Annotated in this window: 15 protein-coding genes; 3 read left to right on the top strand and 12 right to left on the bottom strand. The window is 41.7% G+C overall.

Annotated elements, in window-relative coordinates; all coding sequences use genetic code 11:
• Positions 1-2: 2 nt before the first annotated feature.
• From R8P61_36460 to R8P61_36410, 11 genes are all read right to left on the bottom strand, one after another.
• The gene (locus R8P61_36460) at positions 3-791 is read right to left on the bottom strand and encodes a CPBP family intramembrane glutamic endopeptidase (GenBank protein ID MDW3652628.1); all 789 of its coding nucleotides are present in this window, start codon (positions 789-791) and stop codon (positions 3-5) included.
• Between the two features lie 55 nt (positions 792-846).
• A complete protein-coding gene (locus R8P61_36455; GenBank protein MDW3652627.1) occupies positions 847-1,908 on the bottom strand; it encodes a helix-turn-helix domain-containing protein in 1,062 nt (353 codons plus the stop codon).
• Positions 1,909-1,966: 58 nt separating this feature from the next.
• Entirely contained in the window at positions 1,967-2,485 is a 519-nt protein-coding gene (locus tag R8P61_36450) for a hypothetical protein (protein MDW3652626.1), read from the bottom strand.
• A gap of 2 nt (positions 2,486-2,487) precedes the next feature.
• Positions 2,488-2,952 (bottom strand): GNAT family N-acetyltransferase, encoded by a 465-nt coding sequence (locus R8P61_36445; GenBank protein MDW3652625.1) that lies wholly within the window; start codon positions 2,950-2,952, stop codon positions 2,488-2,490.
• A gap of 68 nt (positions 2,953-3,020) precedes the next feature.
• Complete coding sequence (locus tag R8P61_36440) at positions 3,021-3,584, bottom strand: GNAT family protein (protein MDW3652624.1); 564 nt, start codon at positions 3,582-3,584, stop codon at positions 3,021-3,023.
• The gene (locus R8P61_36435) at positions 3,574-4,482 is read right to left on the bottom strand and encodes an aminoglycoside phosphotransferase family protein (protein ID MDW3652623.1); all 909 of its coding nucleotides are present in this window, start codon (positions 4,480-4,482) and stop codon (positions 3,574-3,576) included. Before R8P61_36435 ends, R8P61_36440 begins: the two co-directional genes overlap by 11 nt.
• Before the next feature lie 9 nt (positions 4,483-4,491).
• Positions 4,492-4,971: a hypothetical protein gene (locus R8P61_36430; protein ID MDW3652622.1), complete on the bottom strand. Its 480-nt coding sequence runs from the start codon at positions 4,969-4,971 to the stop codon at positions 4,492-4,494.
• An 81-nt stretch (positions 4,972-5,052) separates the two neighbouring features.
• A complete protein-coding gene (locus R8P61_36425) occupies positions 5,053-5,883 on the bottom strand; it encodes a hypothetical protein (protein ID MDW3652621.1) in 831 nt (276 codons plus the stop codon).
• A 113-nt stretch (positions 5,884-5,996) separates the two neighbouring features.
• A complete protein-coding gene (locus R8P61_36420; GenBank protein ID MDW3652620.1) occupies positions 5,997-6,938 on the bottom strand; it encodes an alpha/beta hydrolase in 942 nt (313 codons plus the stop codon).
• A gap of 83 nt (positions 6,939-7,021) precedes the next feature.
• Positions 7,022-7,408 carry a hypothetical protein gene (locus tag R8P61_36415; protein MDW3652619.1) on the bottom strand — a complete coding sequence of 129 codons (387 nt, stop codon included), beginning with the start codon at positions 7,406-7,408 and terminating at the stop codon, positions 7,022-7,024.
• A 418-nt stretch (positions 7,409-7,826) separates the two neighbouring features.
• A complete protein-coding gene (locus R8P61_36410; protein MDW3652618.1) occupies positions 7,827-8,552 on the bottom strand; it encodes a histidine phosphatase family protein in 726 nt (241 codons plus the stop codon).
• A 309-nt stretch (positions 8,553-8,861) separates the two neighbouring features.
• Here R8P61_36410 and R8P61_36405 point away from each other — a divergent pair, with 309 nt between their 5' ends.
• Together R8P61_36405 and R8P61_36400 are read left to right on the top strand one after the other, a co-directional pair.
• A complete protein-coding gene (locus tag R8P61_36405) occupies positions 8,862-10,019 on the top strand; it encodes an acyl-CoA dehydrogenase family protein (protein MDW3652617.1) in 1,158 nt (385 codons plus the stop codon).
• Positions 10,020-10,149: 130 nt separating this feature from the next.
• A complete protein-coding gene (locus tag R8P61_36400; GenBank protein MDW3652616.1) occupies positions 10,150-11,817 on the top strand; it encodes a serine hydrolase in 1,668 nt (555 codons plus the stop codon).
• Between the two features lie 86 nt (positions 11,818-11,903).
• On the opposite strand, the gene R8P61_36395 is transcribed toward R8P61_36400, so the two are convergent.
• Positions 11,904-13,379, bottom strand: coding sequence for a sulfatase (locus R8P61_36395; GenBank protein ID MDW3652615.1), 1,476 nt, complete (start codon positions 13,377-13,379; stop codon positions 11,904-11,906).
• A gap of 162 nt (positions 13,380-13,541) precedes the next feature.
• On the opposite strand from R8P61_36395, the gene R8P61_36390 reads away from it, so the two are divergent.
• Positions 13,542-16,826: a PDZ domain-containing protein gene (locus tag R8P61_36390; protein ID MDW3652614.1), complete on the top strand. Its 3,285-nt coding sequence runs from the start codon at positions 13,542-13,544 to the stop codon at positions 16,824-16,826.
• Positions 16,827-16,828: the final 2 nt, after the last annotated feature.

Here is a 16,828-nt window from a genome sequence, read left to right as displayed (position 1 = left end):
ATTCATTTTAAAGATTTACGATCCCAAAAAATAAGTAAGCTTGCAAAGAGCAAAATCATTCCGCTAAACATCCAGACGGGGAGCATATTTCCTCCTATGAAGATTGGGAAAATAGGAAAGGCTTCTGCAAATCCATTATTGAGCTGGTGGTGCAAGTGAACATAGACAAGGCTCCTTTTTGTTTTAATATAGATCCATCCGAGGATAAAAGTCTGCCCTAAAACGATGAGGGTAAATATATCCAGTCCATAGCCTGCGGGATGCCCTCCGGGAAATAAGAAAAGGGGCATGTGAAACAGCCACCAAATCGGGGCGAGAATTAAACAGGCTTTAAAGAAGCCGTATTTGTCCAGAAGTTTGTCAAATACTACCCCTCGCCAGGCAATCTCTTCTGTATTTACAATCAAATAGCCCAACATGATGATTAGGCCATTGCTGAGAATACTCAGAAAATCATAAGAGACTGGCCAGGCAGTTTTTGAAAAAACGTGGCCCAAATAAGAGCCTCCATATGCAAAAAGTATGGGACTGAGTACTGCAATTAGTATCGGAATTTGATTTGCCTTGAAGATGAGGAGTCTGCGGAATAAAGAGCTTACTCCAGCTTTCCCCTGATTATAGAAGACGACCAATGAGGCACCCAGCAGAGGTCCCAGTATCATGAGCTTATCCAGAAGTCTCAGGAAAGTACCGACCTCATATCCGTGGGCCTGCATTAAACTTGGGATAACTCCAATCCAGGAAATCAGGAAAACCGTAGCTATCAGGGGAAGTAGTTTGACATCTTTCATCGCTTGAATTTTGTCCCAATCAAGCTCCTTTTTAGTAATAATAGGACTGTCTTAATTAATCAGGACGAATTTCCTTGCGGTATTGACCGGGTGTTTTTCCGGTAAATTGCTTGAAATGATGGTAAAAAGCTGATTTAGTATTGAATCCACAGTCATATCCCAGAGCTTCGAGTGTGATCGATTTGTCTTTGCCTTCCTTAATCATTTCAACTGCATATCTAATGCGTCTTTCATTTACCAAATCATAAAAACTCCTGCCCATTTTCTGGTTGATGAGTTCGGATAAATGGTGTCGGGGAATGTTCAGTTTCTCTGAAAGCAAAGTCAGAGAGAAATCAGCTTGCAAATAGTCCTCCCTTTCCTGAAAGAAGCCTTCAATCATTTGTGTTTTGGTTTCGATTTCCTTGGAAGAAAGTGGGCTGGTTCCATAAGCTTTAGGCTTATGTTCCCCTATATCCAGGACTTCAAAAACTACCTGATAGCGAAGGCCGTAATATCCAATCATGGTAATGATGCCTACATAAAAAATAAGATCGATGAGGATAGAGAATTGAACCTGGAAGAGGATATCGGCCAATACATGTAGAATTCCAAGAACTGCATACAGGATAAATATCCAAGAGAGCCTTTTCATCCAAAGTGAATCCAGCAGAAAATTGTCCGCACGATTTTGCTTGAGGAACTCAAGATTTTTCTTTAGCCAAAATAAAACAAAAAGTGGATAGCCGATCAGGGAGAGAGATTTAGCGATCAATAAAAATATTTCCCAGATCATTGCCTCCTGATTGACGATAAAAAGTGCGATGAGGCTGGTACTTAGGAAGGGAAGTAAATGGAATAAATGAATCGGGCTGAGTTTCTGTTTGAATAAGCTTTGGGTATAGATAAAGAGGATAGGGCCGTGGATCAAACTAAAGCTTTTGGCGAGGGCTAGAGCAGAACTGTCGGGATAATAGAGGGCTGTCCAAATCAAAACCAGATGCGTGGCAAACATGAGAAACCAAAGAAACAGAATGATGTCTGATAGGAGTTTCTGTTTCTTTTGAAGGATCATCAGGCCAAAAATGACCGATTGGATGATCCCGATTCCCGAGGTTATAAGCAGCTTTTCTTCCACTCCGGTAAGTAAAGACCTTTAGCTTTGATTTGCAATGGCCAGGAAGGCTAGAACATACTTATTCCTCTGATAGACGTAGCATCCATTCAATCAAGGGACGAAAAATCTCTATTTGTTCATTTGGAGTATTCCATTTGAACGTTCTATTAAAGCTTTCATAAGCTAGCTTGAGTTCCCATTCAGAACCATCTAGTACGATGACTCCTTTTTTGGCCAGGCTATCAGCTAAGCTGCTCTTTGAAATCTTCTTTAATTCCGCTAATAGCTTTTCTTCTTGATCCAAAGACAATTGCTTATCCTGGCTCAGGATCCGCAAACGATCTAAATTATAAATCCCTTCTTTCCATCTTATCAGGTCATAGCTTCTGTCCCATGTTCGAGAAGAATATTTCATCCTGCCCATATGATCCTGAATAATCACCATTTGAAAGGGTAAGTCCACTATGGCAGGATATTCACTCAATGAATAAATGATTTGCTCTCCTTCAGATAAGGAAAAATCCGCTATTTCTCTTTTAGCTTCTTTAAATAATTTCTGGATGTCATTGGTGATTCTCTCCATAAGTGCTTCATTCACAGCTATAACTTCTTCCAAAATACTACCTTATCATCCCCTTTGTCATAAAATTCTCGAATGACAGCTTCCTGGGTGTACTGGCATTTATGGTAGAACTCACGCGTCAGCTCAAAATCTGCGGTTCCTGAAGTTTCCACTATGAGAACTCTGGCACTTTTCTCTCTAAGCAAATTTTCCAAATACGCCATTTTCTTTCGCCCAATTCCTTTTCCCTGCTGCTCTTTATCTACTGCGATGGCATATAGGTTATAGGTGCCTTCGGTAAACTTCTCCGGAGCGCAGTAGGCAATAGATACGGGCAGCTCATTTTCGAGGTAGGTAAACCAGATATCTGAACTTTTGGGATTGTTGAGATAATCTGAAATCATATCATCCAGGTATTCCGATGGGAATAGACCACTGCTATCGAGGACTTTTTTAAGTGCGTCCAGGTCTATGTCTTCTACTTTTCTGATTCCTTCTTTCATTTCGAATATTTCCTGTAAAATATGCCTATCTCAAAGTTTGAAATTTCTTCGATGAGTAAGTCTGTATCTTATTTTTGAATGCCTTCCCATTCCTTTTTATCTATCGCAACCACATTCTCAGCTACCCATTCTCCTCTCTTTTGAAATCCCTTTGCCAAAAATTCGACGAAGTTAAGTCCATTCCGATGGAGAACTTTCTCACTGGCTTTATTCCAAATCGCATATTCAGCTTCTATTTTTTGAGCCTTAAGTTCTTCAAAACCAAACTTCAGCATAGCAGCCAAAGATTCTGTCATGACTCCTTTTCCCTGGGATCGAGGATGGGTCCAGAAACCCACATTCCAAATAGCTTCCTGCTCTGTAGTTCGAATGGAAATACGTCCTTTAAACTCCTTCGTCTCTTTGTCTCTAATGCTGAAACTAAATTCCCTTTCTTCCTTCCATTTTGTATGGCTTCTTTCCAGAGGAGCCTGAAGTTCTTCCATATTTTCTGGGGGATCCCATTGCATGCCTTCATTGAAGCCTTTGTATCGTGTAGCGGAAAAGACATGTGGGAGGTCTGACTCTTCCGGGATTTTCAGGAAGAATCTTTCGGTTTCTAATTGGTATGTAAGGGGTATATTATGTTTCATCTGATGCTGAATGATTGAGTTGCTGAAAGACAGTTTTTATCCTGTTAACATATTCACCAAGATTTTCGGGGTCAAAAGCCTCTGCCCATCGATATTTGTCGAGTCGGTGCAGGAGATTCAAGCTATGGATATCTTTCTCCATCTGCCGAAATTCTTCAACAGATATGCCCATCCCTTCCAGAAAAATTCCTGTTTCATCTTCTGAGGCTTCTCCAGATAATAGGAGGATTCCAATTTCTGTATGAGGGACAACATTGATTTCTGCCGTCCCCCAATCCAAAAGATAAATCTTTTCTTCCTCTATGTGTACATTTCTAGGGCAAAGATCGCCATGAACGAGACCTGTCTTAAAGTTTTTTGCTAATAATGATTGGAGAACTGATCTAATTGCCTCATGTTTACGGAACTCAACATAGCCAAATTCTAAGAGACTGTCTTCTGGATTGAGTTCTTTAAGGTTGTAAAGAAGTCGAGCCCTCCAATCAGCATGAAATTCTGCTTTGTTTACTGTTTCATCTTCAATCTTCGGAATTTGATGAAATTTTCGGGCATATGTTCCCAACTTCCTCCAGATCCTATTCCGATTTTCTTGCTGCACTTCTTTCGCATTTATCCCGCCTATCCGATCCTGAACCATATAGACATAGCTTTGCATTCGGCCCATAGCCAGAACTTTTGGCCCGGGAATGCCCATTTCTGCGGTAGCTTCCAGACAAAATTTTTCCTTTAGGTATTCGCTTTGTTTTTCCTCGAAATCATTGAGTCTAAGGATATATTTTCCTTCTGCTGTATCAAAAGCATGAATCTCATTTACACTTCCCAGCCCAGCAATTGGGTGAGAGGAAATGAGCTCCGCAGAGAGGGCTTCGAGGCATATCTTTGAAATGAGGGATTGCATTTTGGATAGTTAAGTGCTGAAAAATTCTAGCATTTTTTCTTCCCATAAAGCCCTGGACTTTGCCTGATTTAGACAGAGGAAGAGCTCCTGGTTCAAAGAGGCATCATAGGCCTTTCCATCTCTGATTTTGAGCAGTTGGGGAAAGCGACTATAGTATTTGAATTCATGGAAAACCCTGGACATGAACTCTTTTGTATAAGGTTCGGATTCCAGATCTCTTCCATTTAGAAAAAGTACTTCAATCCCTATAGGCAAATAAGGCAAAATCTCCTCTTCAATATAATTTCTTCCTTTCTTACGATTGTTGTAGCAAAAGAAATTCTTGCCCTCAAGTTCTCGAAGGTAAGCCTGATATTTCTTTTTGAAAATCCTTTCCTGATACCAAAAAAGAGGAGATAAAATGAGGAATAGGAGTATAAATAGCGGTACCGCTAATAGAAAAAGAAGAAAGAATAAGAAGACAAGAAAGAGATCCTTGAGTTCATTCATGGTTTGTGCAATTGTATCTAGGCTTATACTTAAACGAGGGCTTTAAGGTTTAGTCTATTTGCCTTTTTGATGAAAAGTTGCTCAAATTCTCTTTATGGCCAAATCCAGGATAAAGTCATTATAAGAAGCAGAAATACCTGCTAAATTTCCTTCCAGGCTTGTTGCATTTATATGGGGGGGAATGAGTGAAACATTAAGCTCATAGCGTTCTGAGTATGCATAGCCAGTAACAGATTCATACCTAATAGTTAATCTGCTATCCAGGCTTTGCTCAGACAACAAATTTTCTTTGGTTTGGCCATTTTTAATCCAGTCGGAGCGAATCGCACTAATGTATAGCTTCAATAGGATTGGAGGGATCCTAATCTTCAGGGGTTTTACATCTTTAGATGTGGAAAGGAGATGTGATTTCTTTTCTGTTCCTGCTTTTTCATAATAATCTCCTGAATTGCCTTCATAACAGTTTTTATAGGTAAGCAGAATAAAATCTTCCTTTGTTTGAAGGTTAAAAAGTAAGGGATCGAGTTTCAATTTCGTGAAATGATCTTCAAACCACTTATAATCAATTTGCCATTCTATCTCTAAATTTACTGCACTACCTTCACCCACATTCACCAAATGCAGGGCAAACCAATCCTCTATCTTTTTGGGAGAAATTTCATCCTCCTCCAAAAGCCTAATGTCCTGGGTATAATAGCTCTGGGTGCAGGCAGAATCAAGCTGAATTTCTATACTATTGGGATTTTGAATTCTTACTATTGGCATCATGCTCAATTCTCGCTGCGTTTTCATCTCCTGTAAAGTAAGGAGGGAAATGAGAATAGCAGAAAAACTCATGAGACCCAGGAAAAATGAATAGCTGCCAGACTTTGGATGGAAAATTTTCTGTAGGAAGTTGCGAACTTTCTTCATGTGAGTAGGTTTTCTGGAAGTGTTTGTGTTTTTGAATAAGGACTCATTAAATCGAGCTAAGTCTAAAAAAGAATTAAATCAAACAGATTGATAGCTTACTTTCAGCCTCGCCATTACAAATATCGATCCCCTAGCCAAGCAATCAATTCTCGATCAAATGCTTGCTGGACTTCAAGTTGGGGAGTATGTCCACATGTATCAAATCGGATCAACCGCAAATCACCTATGCTCTCATATTCGTCTTTCCATAAGGTATGCGGGATTACATAATCATATTTGCCTAGTGCAATAAAAACCGGGACAGATATAGGTACGGGAGGATCAAACATGTCGTAATCCTTAAATACCTGCGTGAACAGATGCTGAGTTAATTCCGAATGAACAGTCATTCCCTCCCATAACCAACTAGCATCATAAGTGGGATTGTACCAGTACTGGGGAGACATATTGTTGTAGCGGGCAGAGGCCTCTTCCTGGCCGGTCAGGCGATCAATTTCCTGAGACTTGCCCCAGTTTTTTTCCTGAATCTGCTTTCGCTCCTCGGATGCACTAGCCCAGAGTTCAGCAGCCTTTTGATCGTAGGCTTCATTGCCCCATTGAGAAGGAGAACCAATGACAACTAATCCTGAAACGGCATCTGGATAGGCTTTTACGTATTCGGTTGCAATGGTTCCGTGGATGCTATGCCCCATAATCAAGACTTTTTCCAGGCTGAGCTCCTTTCTGATTTGCTCTACATCCTCAAGGATGGAAGCAATATCTACTTCGCTTAACTCCTCTTTTTGATAGCCTTTCGCAAACCATTTAAGGTCCACAAAATGCATTCTTAGATGCTTTCTTAATTCCGCAGAAAAAGTCCGGGGATAGTAGACCGATGATCCAATGACCAAACAATCTCTGCCATTTCCTTCGATGGCGAAATCAAGTATACTCTCGTCTATTTGAATGCTCCCTTTTTCTGTTTGAGTTAAAGGAGCTTGCTTCCCTTTGGGTTTGCAGGCATAGGTAGCGCTGATTGAAAAGATGAAGGCCAGGTAAATGAGGCGCTGTAACATGTCATAAAGCTACATGATCTTTTTACAGTAAATCAAATAAAAAATGCCCACCTCAACGGCAGGCATTTTTTCAAGCTAAAGGATCAATTTCTTGCGTATGGAGAAATATTAGGCAAAGTAGAAGAGACTATCTTTACCATAGAATTGATATCTCGTCTCAGCAGCTGAATGGATTGAATCTGTTCCTTAAGCTTCCAGGACTCTTCAGATGACATGGGCATAGGGTCTTTCATTTGATTCTGGACCTTTCCATTCATGCGTTCCAGTTTCCCAATTTGCTTTTTGAGTGCTTCTAATTGAGGAAATTGACTTAATAATTCTGTTTCTGATTGAATCCCTGTTTGCTCTTCAAAAGCCTTTAGGGTTTGCTGGTATTTCTTCTGCTCTGGATTTTGAAGCAGGATACTGGTGGTTAAGAGGAGGATGAGTAGGCTTAGGGCTATGCCCAGGCCTATACTTAGACTTTTCATGATCTATTAGTTCTTTTGTATTTGTTTAATAGAACAAAGATAGCTGGGCTCCCAAAGCCAGTCATTGACCTCGGTTAAGAATTGCGAAAAAGAAATAATTATTTGTGGGGTCCTGCTATGCCCCAACTCAAGGAGTTAGAAATACTTGCCTATTAATTCTCTCTTTTTTTAGACATATAATATTGTGTAAGGCCCATGCTAGTTCCAAATATGAGGAAGTAGACAATAGACTTTACATAATTGAAATTATTATCTACAAAATGATCAAATGCCGACATACAGAGTGCGAAAGCGAGCCCGCTAATTATTCCATATAGGAGTATACTTTTCATGGGAAGGATTGTTAAGGGATAGATCATGTATAGCTATATAAGCTATTTGCTAATAAGGTACTTCAATTTTAGGAAATAACAGCAGTCTATACAAAAGTAACTAATCTCGGTTCGCGTAAATGAGGAACCGTATTGAAGTTCTGCAGGCTAAATTTCTCAGGAGTAAATAGGAACTCTGTGATGGAAGTATTTTTGACTTTACCATTTAGTTCTATGATCTGTTCTTCATAGGGCATCTTCAAGGCATGACCCAATACCGCTGAAATGGTACCCCCCGAAGTAAAGGCTACAACCGTTTTTCCTCTGCCATTTCCTTCCAGAATTTTTTGTACTCCCTTGCTCACCTCGCTCCTAAAAGTTGCCCAGTCCTCCAGATGATCCGGTTGAATATCTGCTACTTTCCCTTTGGCCCATTCTTCTATAAAAAGGTGAAAAATCCGAAGATAGGTTTTGCGTGCTAACTGGGGCGTAACTTGAGCTTCTTCATGCCATTTCCTCACTTGTGGATATCGTTCGACCAATTGGGGTAGGAGCGTTCGAAGGGTTTCCGGAGCCTGATGCTCTTTTAGTTCGTGTAATTCTGTAGGATCCTGCCAGGCTTTTCCTTTGGTATGAAAAGCATCCTTCACATGAGTCAGGGTTTGCCAATGTCTGTGTAAAGGGCCGGTATAGATGGCATCAAATTCGAAATTCGACTCCGCCAGATAATTTCCCAATACCTGTGATTGCTCATGGCCAAGATCGGAGAGCTGATCATAATTGTCAGAAAGCAGGGAGGCTTGGGCGTGTCGGATCAGGATGAGTCGGCTCATGAAATGTTTTTTGCAATATTATCAAGGAAGTGAGAGAAATGAAAACCGGGGAGGATTCTGAAGGCATGAGTTTCTTATTCCACTATGAAAATTCAGCTCCTTAATTTTAAGTCTGCGCCAATGTATAGAAGTAGACAGAACAAAGCTTGAACTTTTCGTACATACTAAGTAGAATAAGTATTTCAGGATGCGATCAAATTCTCTGGAGAAAAGGAGCTGTTAATAATTTAATACTCTCTCGATTATATTGGTTAAGTCCTCAATAAATACTAATTTTGCCCTCACAATAAGTCAATACACCTTTCTCCTATGAAATCACCTTATTTCAACGAAGAACACCAGTTATTTAGGGACAGCCTCAGGGCTTTTATTCAAACAGAATTTCAACCCTATTTTGCTGAATGGGAAAAAGAAAATGCCATACCTCGCTGGGCATGGAAAAAGATGGGCGAGATGGGTTATCTCGGCATCTGTCATGAGGAAGAATATGGCGGCCTGGATGCCGATATGTTCTATCAGGTAGTATTTAATGAAGAACTTTCAAGAAGCCTGAATACAGGTTTTGCCATCTCAGTAGCCGTGCATGTCTATATGGCTACCAATCATATTGCTCATGCAGGTAATTCTTTTCAAAAGGAAAAGTATCTCGCACCTGCTATTGCTGGAGATATGGTAGCAGCTTTGGGAATGAGTGAGCCGGCTGTAGGTTCCAATGTAAAAGGCCTCAAAACTTTTGCAGAAGACAAAGGAGATCATTACCTCGTAAATGGCTCCAAAATCTTTATTACCAATGGCTATTATGCCGACTTTATGACCCTGGTCGCAGATACCGCCAAGGGAATTTCCTTATTGATTGTCGACTTGGATGCTGAAGGGGTAAGCAGAAATAAACTTGAAAAAATTGGGTGGCATTCCTCAGATACAGCGGAGGTATTTTTCCAGGATGTAAAAGTTCCCAAAGAGAATCTATTAGGAGAAGAGGGGCAGGGTTTCTACTTCCTTTCTGAGAGTTTGCAGATGGAGCGTCTGGTATTAGCCATGAATTCTATTGGCTTGATGGATGGCACACTCGAACTTACCCAGCAATATATGTCTGAAAGAGAAGCCTTTGGGAAGCCCATCTCAAAATTTCAGGCCCTCAGACATCGATTGGCAGATATTGCTTCAGAACTAGAGGCAACTCGTCAATTGGTTTATCATACGGCCTGGCTTTTGGAAAATGGGGAGTTTGCGGTGAAAGAATGTTCGATGGCCAAATTGTTATCTGCAGAACTTCATAAGAAGTTGGTAGATGAATGCCTGCAAATGTTTGGTGGCTATGGATATATGGAAGAATTTCCAATAGCTCAGGTGTACAGAGATGCAAGGGCAGCATCCATTGTTGGCGGCACTTCCGAGATCATGCGGGAAATCATTGCTAAAATGATGTTTGAAGGAGTAAAGTATAATCGGGCTTATTCTAAATAAGCTTTTGAAAATATAGAAATTGATTGTAATAATAGGGTCAGTTTCTCTACTGATAAAACATAAAATGGGTAGTGTTTCTATGGAGGCACTACCCAAATTTTTACTAATTATCCCTAAAAACGGAAGCGAAATGAAACCCTACTTCTTCTTACTTATCCTCTTTATCATTCATCCTCTTTATGCTCAGGAAAGCTTTGAAGAGGAACTCAAGAGTGTTGACAGCCTTTTTACCCCCTGGGCCAAACCTAATTCACCTGGAGCAGCCTTAGGTATCTACAAAGACGGCAAGCTTATCTATACGCAAGGATACGGTATGTCAAATCTTGAGTATGATATCCCCATCAAACCGAACAGCATTTTTCATGTGGCCTCGATTTCCAAGCAGTTCACCAATTTCGCGGTTCTTTTGCTGGAGGAAGAAGGAAAACTCAGTATCGAAGATGATATCAGGAAACACATGCCTGAAATTCCAGATTTCGGGAAAACCATCACCATTCGACAGCTCATGCATCATACCAGTGGATATCGGGATCAGTGGCAATTGCTGGCATTAGCAGGTTGGCGCCTGGATGATGTCATTACCAAAGAGCAAATCATGCGTTTGATAGAAGGGCAGCGCGAACTCAATTTCGAACCGGGTTCCCAATACAGATACTCTAATAGCGGCTATTCTATTTTGGCTCGTTTGGTGGAGAAAATCTCTGGCAAAAGTTTCCGCCAATTTGCTAAAGACAGAATCTTCAAGCCGTTGGGGATGAAGGATACCCACGTGCATGACGATCATGAGCGGATTGTTCCCCGCAGGGCATATTCTTATCGTCCGGACGGTCTGTTTTACAAAAAATCTGTACTCAGCTATTCCAATGATGGAGCTACGAGTTTATTTACTACGGTAGAGGATATGGGTAAATGGATGAATAATATGCTCAAGCCTACTTTGGGTAAAAGCTTTATCGTGAAAATGAGAACAAAAGGTATCCTCAACAATGGAGATGAGATCAATTATGGTTTGGGCCAAAGTGTAAATGAATATAAAGGATTAAGTTGGGCCGGTCATGGGGGAGCAGATGCAGGATTTCGTTCGACGGTTCGTTGGTATCCGGAACATGATTTTGGGTTGGTGGTTCTGAGCAATTTGGCTTCCTTTAATCCTTCCTTAAAAGCCAATCAGATTTCAGATATATTTCTAGGCGAGCATTTTGTCAAAGAAGAGAAGAAAGAAGAAAAGCCGATAGAAGCAGTTCCTATTTCTTCAAAAGAGCTGGAAAAATACCAGGGCCGTTTTGTACTCACTCAATATGGGATCAATTTCACGGTAAAAGCAGAAGAAGATAAGTTATTTGCCCTCTTGGAATGGAGTGGGGAAAAATTCCACTTGATCCATTTGGGGGACGATAGCTTTTTAGCTGAAGAAGATCCGGGTTTAAGATTAATGTATAAGCTAAAAAAAGGTGAAATCGAAAAAATCGATATGTTGGACGGTAAGACAGAGCTGGATGCTATTCCGTATATAAATTATGAAGTGAGTGAGGCAAAGCTGGGCATCTACGAAGGGAACTTTTATTCCTCTGAACTGGATACTTTTTACAAGATCCGCTATACAGAAGAGGGACTTATTGCCTCTCACCATCGACATGGAAATATCAAATTGACACAAAACGGGCCTCATACCTTTTCAAGCAGTGCCTGGTGGATGGGGAAAATCGAATTTGTATTTGGTAAGAAGAATGAATTGCTATCCTTCCTAGTTGGAGGTGGGCGAGTAGACAATCTACGCTTCGAAAAAGTAGGCGATTAAATAAAAAAGGCGAGGAGATGATCCTCGCCTTTTTTATCGGTTTTGAGATTTAAATCAAGAAGGATATCTGCCATATAGTATTTAGCTTACTTTTCCCATTCATCTCCTCCTGCAAAGGGATAAGCATCCCAGGGAGAGAGTCCTTTCATGCGTGGATCGCGGGTTTTTTGCAGATAGTCAAATAACTGTTTTTGAAGGTCTTTCTTAAGAGCAGTGTGTTCCTCTAAATCTGCCAGATTACGTAATTGAAAGGGATCATCTTTTCTAAAGAAAAGCTCCTCGACAGGCCTTTTCCCAAATGAAAGTTCAAATAACTCTTTCCATTTATCAGGCTTTTCCATAAAAAGGGTTTTTGAAGCGCCCCCATCTACATCTCCATAAAATCCTTGAGGCCAGGCATCAAAATCCGGAGCTCCAACTGGCCATCTTTCAGGCTCAAAATTATAGACATAGCTAAGATCCCGAGTGTGAATGGAACGCATGGGATACCCTTTGTTTTCCGGACGGGCAATGGTATGACGTTCAAGTCCGCTTACTACATAACTTCTGGGAGCTTCATCTGCTTCCCCTATCAGGAGAGGAGCAAGGCTCTGTCCTGTCATTTCCTCTGGTATCGGGACCTGAGCCAAATCAAGAAAGGTCGGGGCAACATCACTGAGTGAAACGGGATTCTGAATAATTTTTCCTTTTTCTGCGCTTTTCCCCCAGCGTATGGCCAAAGGCATATGTGTACCATAATTGTAGAGGGTAGATTTCGCCCGGGGGAAAGGCATCCCATTATCGGAAGTAACAACAATAACCGTATTCTCCAGCAAGCCTTTCTCTTCTAAATAGGCGATCATTTTGCCTAAATGATTGTCAAACCATTCTACCTCATAGTAGTAATCAGCAACATCATTTCTGGTTTCTTCTGCATCTGGCAAAAATCCCGGTACTTTTATTTGGTCTAAGTCATATCCATTTTTTGCTCCTATTCCATATTCATACCTCCTGTGTGGTTCTGAAGCACCATACCAAAAGCAAAAGGCTTTGTTGGGATCTCTTGATTCCATAAATGCTTCGAAATTGGCAGCATAATCCGTACTGCGAATTCCCTCAGGAACTTCTTTTTCTATGGCTTGAAATGCGGTACCGGCCGGATTCTCATCCCAGCCTCCCCGTTTCAGATCAGCTGGTCCATATCCTTTACCGGTATGAGCAATTTCATATCCTTTGTCTTTAAGCAAATGCGTATAGACAGGAATCTTTTTAGAGAGAGCCCCAAAGAGTAAACTCCCTTCTTCCAGTCGCCACATTTCCTGACCACTCAGAATTGCTGCCCGGGAGGGGGAACAGGAAGGAGAGGCCGTAAAGGCGTTCATGAATAGATAGTCTTCTCGTGCTATGCGGTCAAAGTTGGGGGTCTTAACGATTTTATCCCCATAAATTCCGGCATGAGGGTAACTCCAGTCATCTGCCAGGCAGAAGAGGAAATTCGGTCCTGAGCTTTTCTTTTCCTTTGTTTTCTCCTGACAGGACCCTAAAAATATAAGAAGTAGGAGAAGGTAAATAGATCGGTTCATGCCGCAGTAGATTGGAGTAAAGATTTTGATAGATACAATCAGAATGTTGGCAGAATATTTTTTCGAGTATTAAAGCCTTTATCTGAATCTTCCCTAATTTATCATATTATCTGTATCCTGGACATAGGATCAGCTAAATTCAATCACCGATTAATAAAACCCATGTTTTTTAGAAACACTCTACTCAGCCTCATGGCATGCCTGCTTCTCAATAGCTTTAGCATAGCCCAGGGCACGCGATTGTTGCGCCAACCCAGCTTGAGTTCCGATCATATCGCTTTTGTATATGGAGCGGATATCTGGCTATCGGATCTCGATGGTCAAAATGTAAAACGAATTACCAGTACCCCTGCTGTTGAAAGCAATCCTTACCTTTCCCCGGATGGAAAATGGATCGCTTTTAGTTCCAATCGCTCTGGTCCTAATGCAGTATATATTGTTTCCATTGAAGGAGGTATACCTGAAAGATTGACCTGGCATCCTTCTTCCGCCTCCGTAAGAGGATGGACGCCGGATGGGAAAGGCGTACTTTATGCTTCAAGTCGTGAAAGTGCACCTTCTTCTTTCAATCGTCTCTGGACAGTATCTACGGAGGGAGGACCTTCTGAAAGAGTCACGGCCCAATGGGGATTTGATGGTTCTTATTCTCCAAATGGTCGCAAAATGATCGTAGATAAAATGAGTCGTTGGGATGTTGAATGGAGAGCCTATAGAGGGGGGCAAAATACTCCCCTGATCTTATTGGATCTCAAATCAAATGCAGAGACTTTATTACCTAATGAAAAGACTACAGATATTCAGCCTGTTTGGGTAGACGATGAAATCTATTTTTTGTCCGACAGAGACTGGACCATGAATGTCTGGGCCTACAATACCAAAAACAAAGAAGTCCGTCAGCTCAGCAAGTTCAAGGAGACGGATGTGAAATGGCTCGCATATGGAGGTGGAAAAATGATTATCGAGCAAGGCGGTTACTTACATATGCTGGATAAAGAAAGTGGAGCAGCGACCCAGCTTAGTATTACCGTAAGTGGTGATTTCCCCTGGGCTGAACCCAAATGGGAAGATGTTAGTCGCCGTTCGAGATCTGTGTCTCTTTCACCAACTGGAAAACGGGCACTGATGGAGGCTCGCGGTGAGATTTTTACCGTACCTATTGAGCATGGAGATTCCCGAAATATTACCCAAAGTTCAGATGCCGCTGATAGAAATCCACTTTGGTCTCCAAAGGGGGATAAAATTGCCTGGTTCTCCGATTCAGATGGAGAAGGATACGCCCTCTATTTGGCGGACCAGGATGGTTTGTCCAAGCCTTCCAGGAAAATTCCAATCGGGGAGTCTAAACTGGCCTGGAATCCAACTTGGTCACCGGATGGCAAACATATCGCGTTTGTCGATGATGATGTGAGAATTCGTGTACTGGAATTGGAAAGCGGTAGTGTAAAAACCGTAGATGTCGGAGGAAATAATCTGGATAGAGGACGTACTGCTTTAAGTTGGGCACCCGATTCAAAGAAATTGGCCTATGTAAAATCAGGAAGCAACAACTTCCGCCAAATCATTGTTTGGGATAGCGAAACGAATACAAATAAGGCCCTGACAAATAAGTTTGCAGATTCCTTTTCTCCAGCCTGGGATCAGGATAAAAAGCATTTCTACTTTCTCGCAAGTACTGATTTGGCTTTGGGTTCTGGTTGGGCAAATACCAGTGCTATGCAGGCTCGTCCCCGCTATGCGGCCTATGTGATTGTGCTTGCAGACGATCAGGACTCTCCTTTTATCCCAAGAAGTGATGAAGAGGAAGTCAAGGAAGAGAAAAAAGAAGGAGAAGAAATGAAAGAAGAGAAGGAAGGCGATAAAAAGAAAGAAGATAAAGCGGAGGAAAAAAAGGAAAAGAAAGATGAAGGACTAAAAATCGATTATGATCGATTAGACCGCCGAACTATAGCGATGCCAATTCCAGTGGCCAATTATCGCGCAATGGAAAGTGGACCAGCCGGAAGTGTATTCATTGCAGAGTTCAAGCAAGGAACTCCAGGAGCTACTTTGCATAAATTCACCTTAAAGGATCGCAAAGCCAAAGAATTTAGCTCCAGGGTACGTCAGTTCACCGTATCTGCAGACCATAAGAAAATCCTGATTCAATCCGGACCTTCCTGGAAAATTGCATCAGCTGCGGGTCCTAGTGGAAAAGGAGCCAAGCCGGTTTCTGTTAAATTGAAAATGAAATTGAAAAGACCAGAAGAATGGAAGCAAATGTTTGAGGAGGCCTGGCGCTATGAAAGGGATTATTTCTATGATCCTAATATGCATGGTAGAGATTGGAATAAGGTCTATGAAAGATATGCACCATTGGTAGAACATATTCGCCACCGTTCGGATCTGAGTTACATCCTGGATCAGGTCAATGGAGAACTCTCTGTAGGACATAGTTTTGTATTTGGGGGAGATTTCCCTGATGTGGATCGTTCTGAAGTAGGTATGTTGGGAGCAGATTTCGAAGCAGAGAAAGGAAGATGGAAGATTAGCCGAATATTTACCACCGAAAGCTGGAACCCCAATCTTTCCAGTCCTCTGGATCGTCCGGGGATGAAAGTGAAAGAAGGAAACTTCCTGGTTGGAGTAAATGGCAAGGAATTAACAACTGCGATGGATCCCTTCGAATTATTGGATGGTACAGCAGGTAATCAGACTGTTTTACACCTCAATGATAAGCCTGAATTTGAAGGTTCGTGGAAAGAGACGGTAGAGCCGATCAGAAATGAAAATGCCCTCCGTCAGCGTGCCTGGGTAGAAGATAATCGTAGGAGGGTAGACGAACTCTCTGGGGGTCGCCTCGCATATATCTGGGTGCCAAATACCGGAGGTCCCGGATTTGTATCTTTCAACCGTTATTTCTTTGCCCAGCAGGATAAAGAAGGGGCTGTAATAGATGAGCGTTTCAATGGAGGAGGACTTCTGGATGACTATATGGTTGACTTGATGACTCGTTCTTTGCGTGCAGGTATCACCAATGAAGTTCCCAATGGAAAGCCTTTCCGTTTACCCGCAGGTATCCTGGGGCCAAAAGTACTTTTGGTAAATGAAATGGCCGGATCCGGTGGAGACTTCTTCCCCTGGGTATTCCGCCAGCAACAAGCCGGTCCCCTGATCGGTGCAACCACCTGGGGAGGTTTGGTGAAATCCTCAGTACATTATGCGCTTGTGGATGGAGGAGCCCTGACTTCTCCTGATAATGCAGTATTTGACCCGATCAATAAGAAGTTTATCGGTGAAAATGAAGGCATCGCTCCAGATATAGCTGTTAGGCAAGATGCCAAAGCCCTATCTGAAGACCGTGATCCGCAATTGGAACGAGCTGTACAGGAAGTATTGAAAATGCTGGATAGAAATCCTACACCAGTAATAAAGGTGCCACCTTATAATACGCCGGCGAAGAAAGATTAAAC

This window comes from Bacteroidia bacterium, from assembly GCA_033391075.1.
Classification (GTDB): Bacteria; Bacteroidota; Bacteroidia; order J057; family J057; genus JAWPMV01.
Note: the sequence above shows the minus strand (reverse complement) of the source record. Positions and strands in the feature narration are given on the sequence as shown.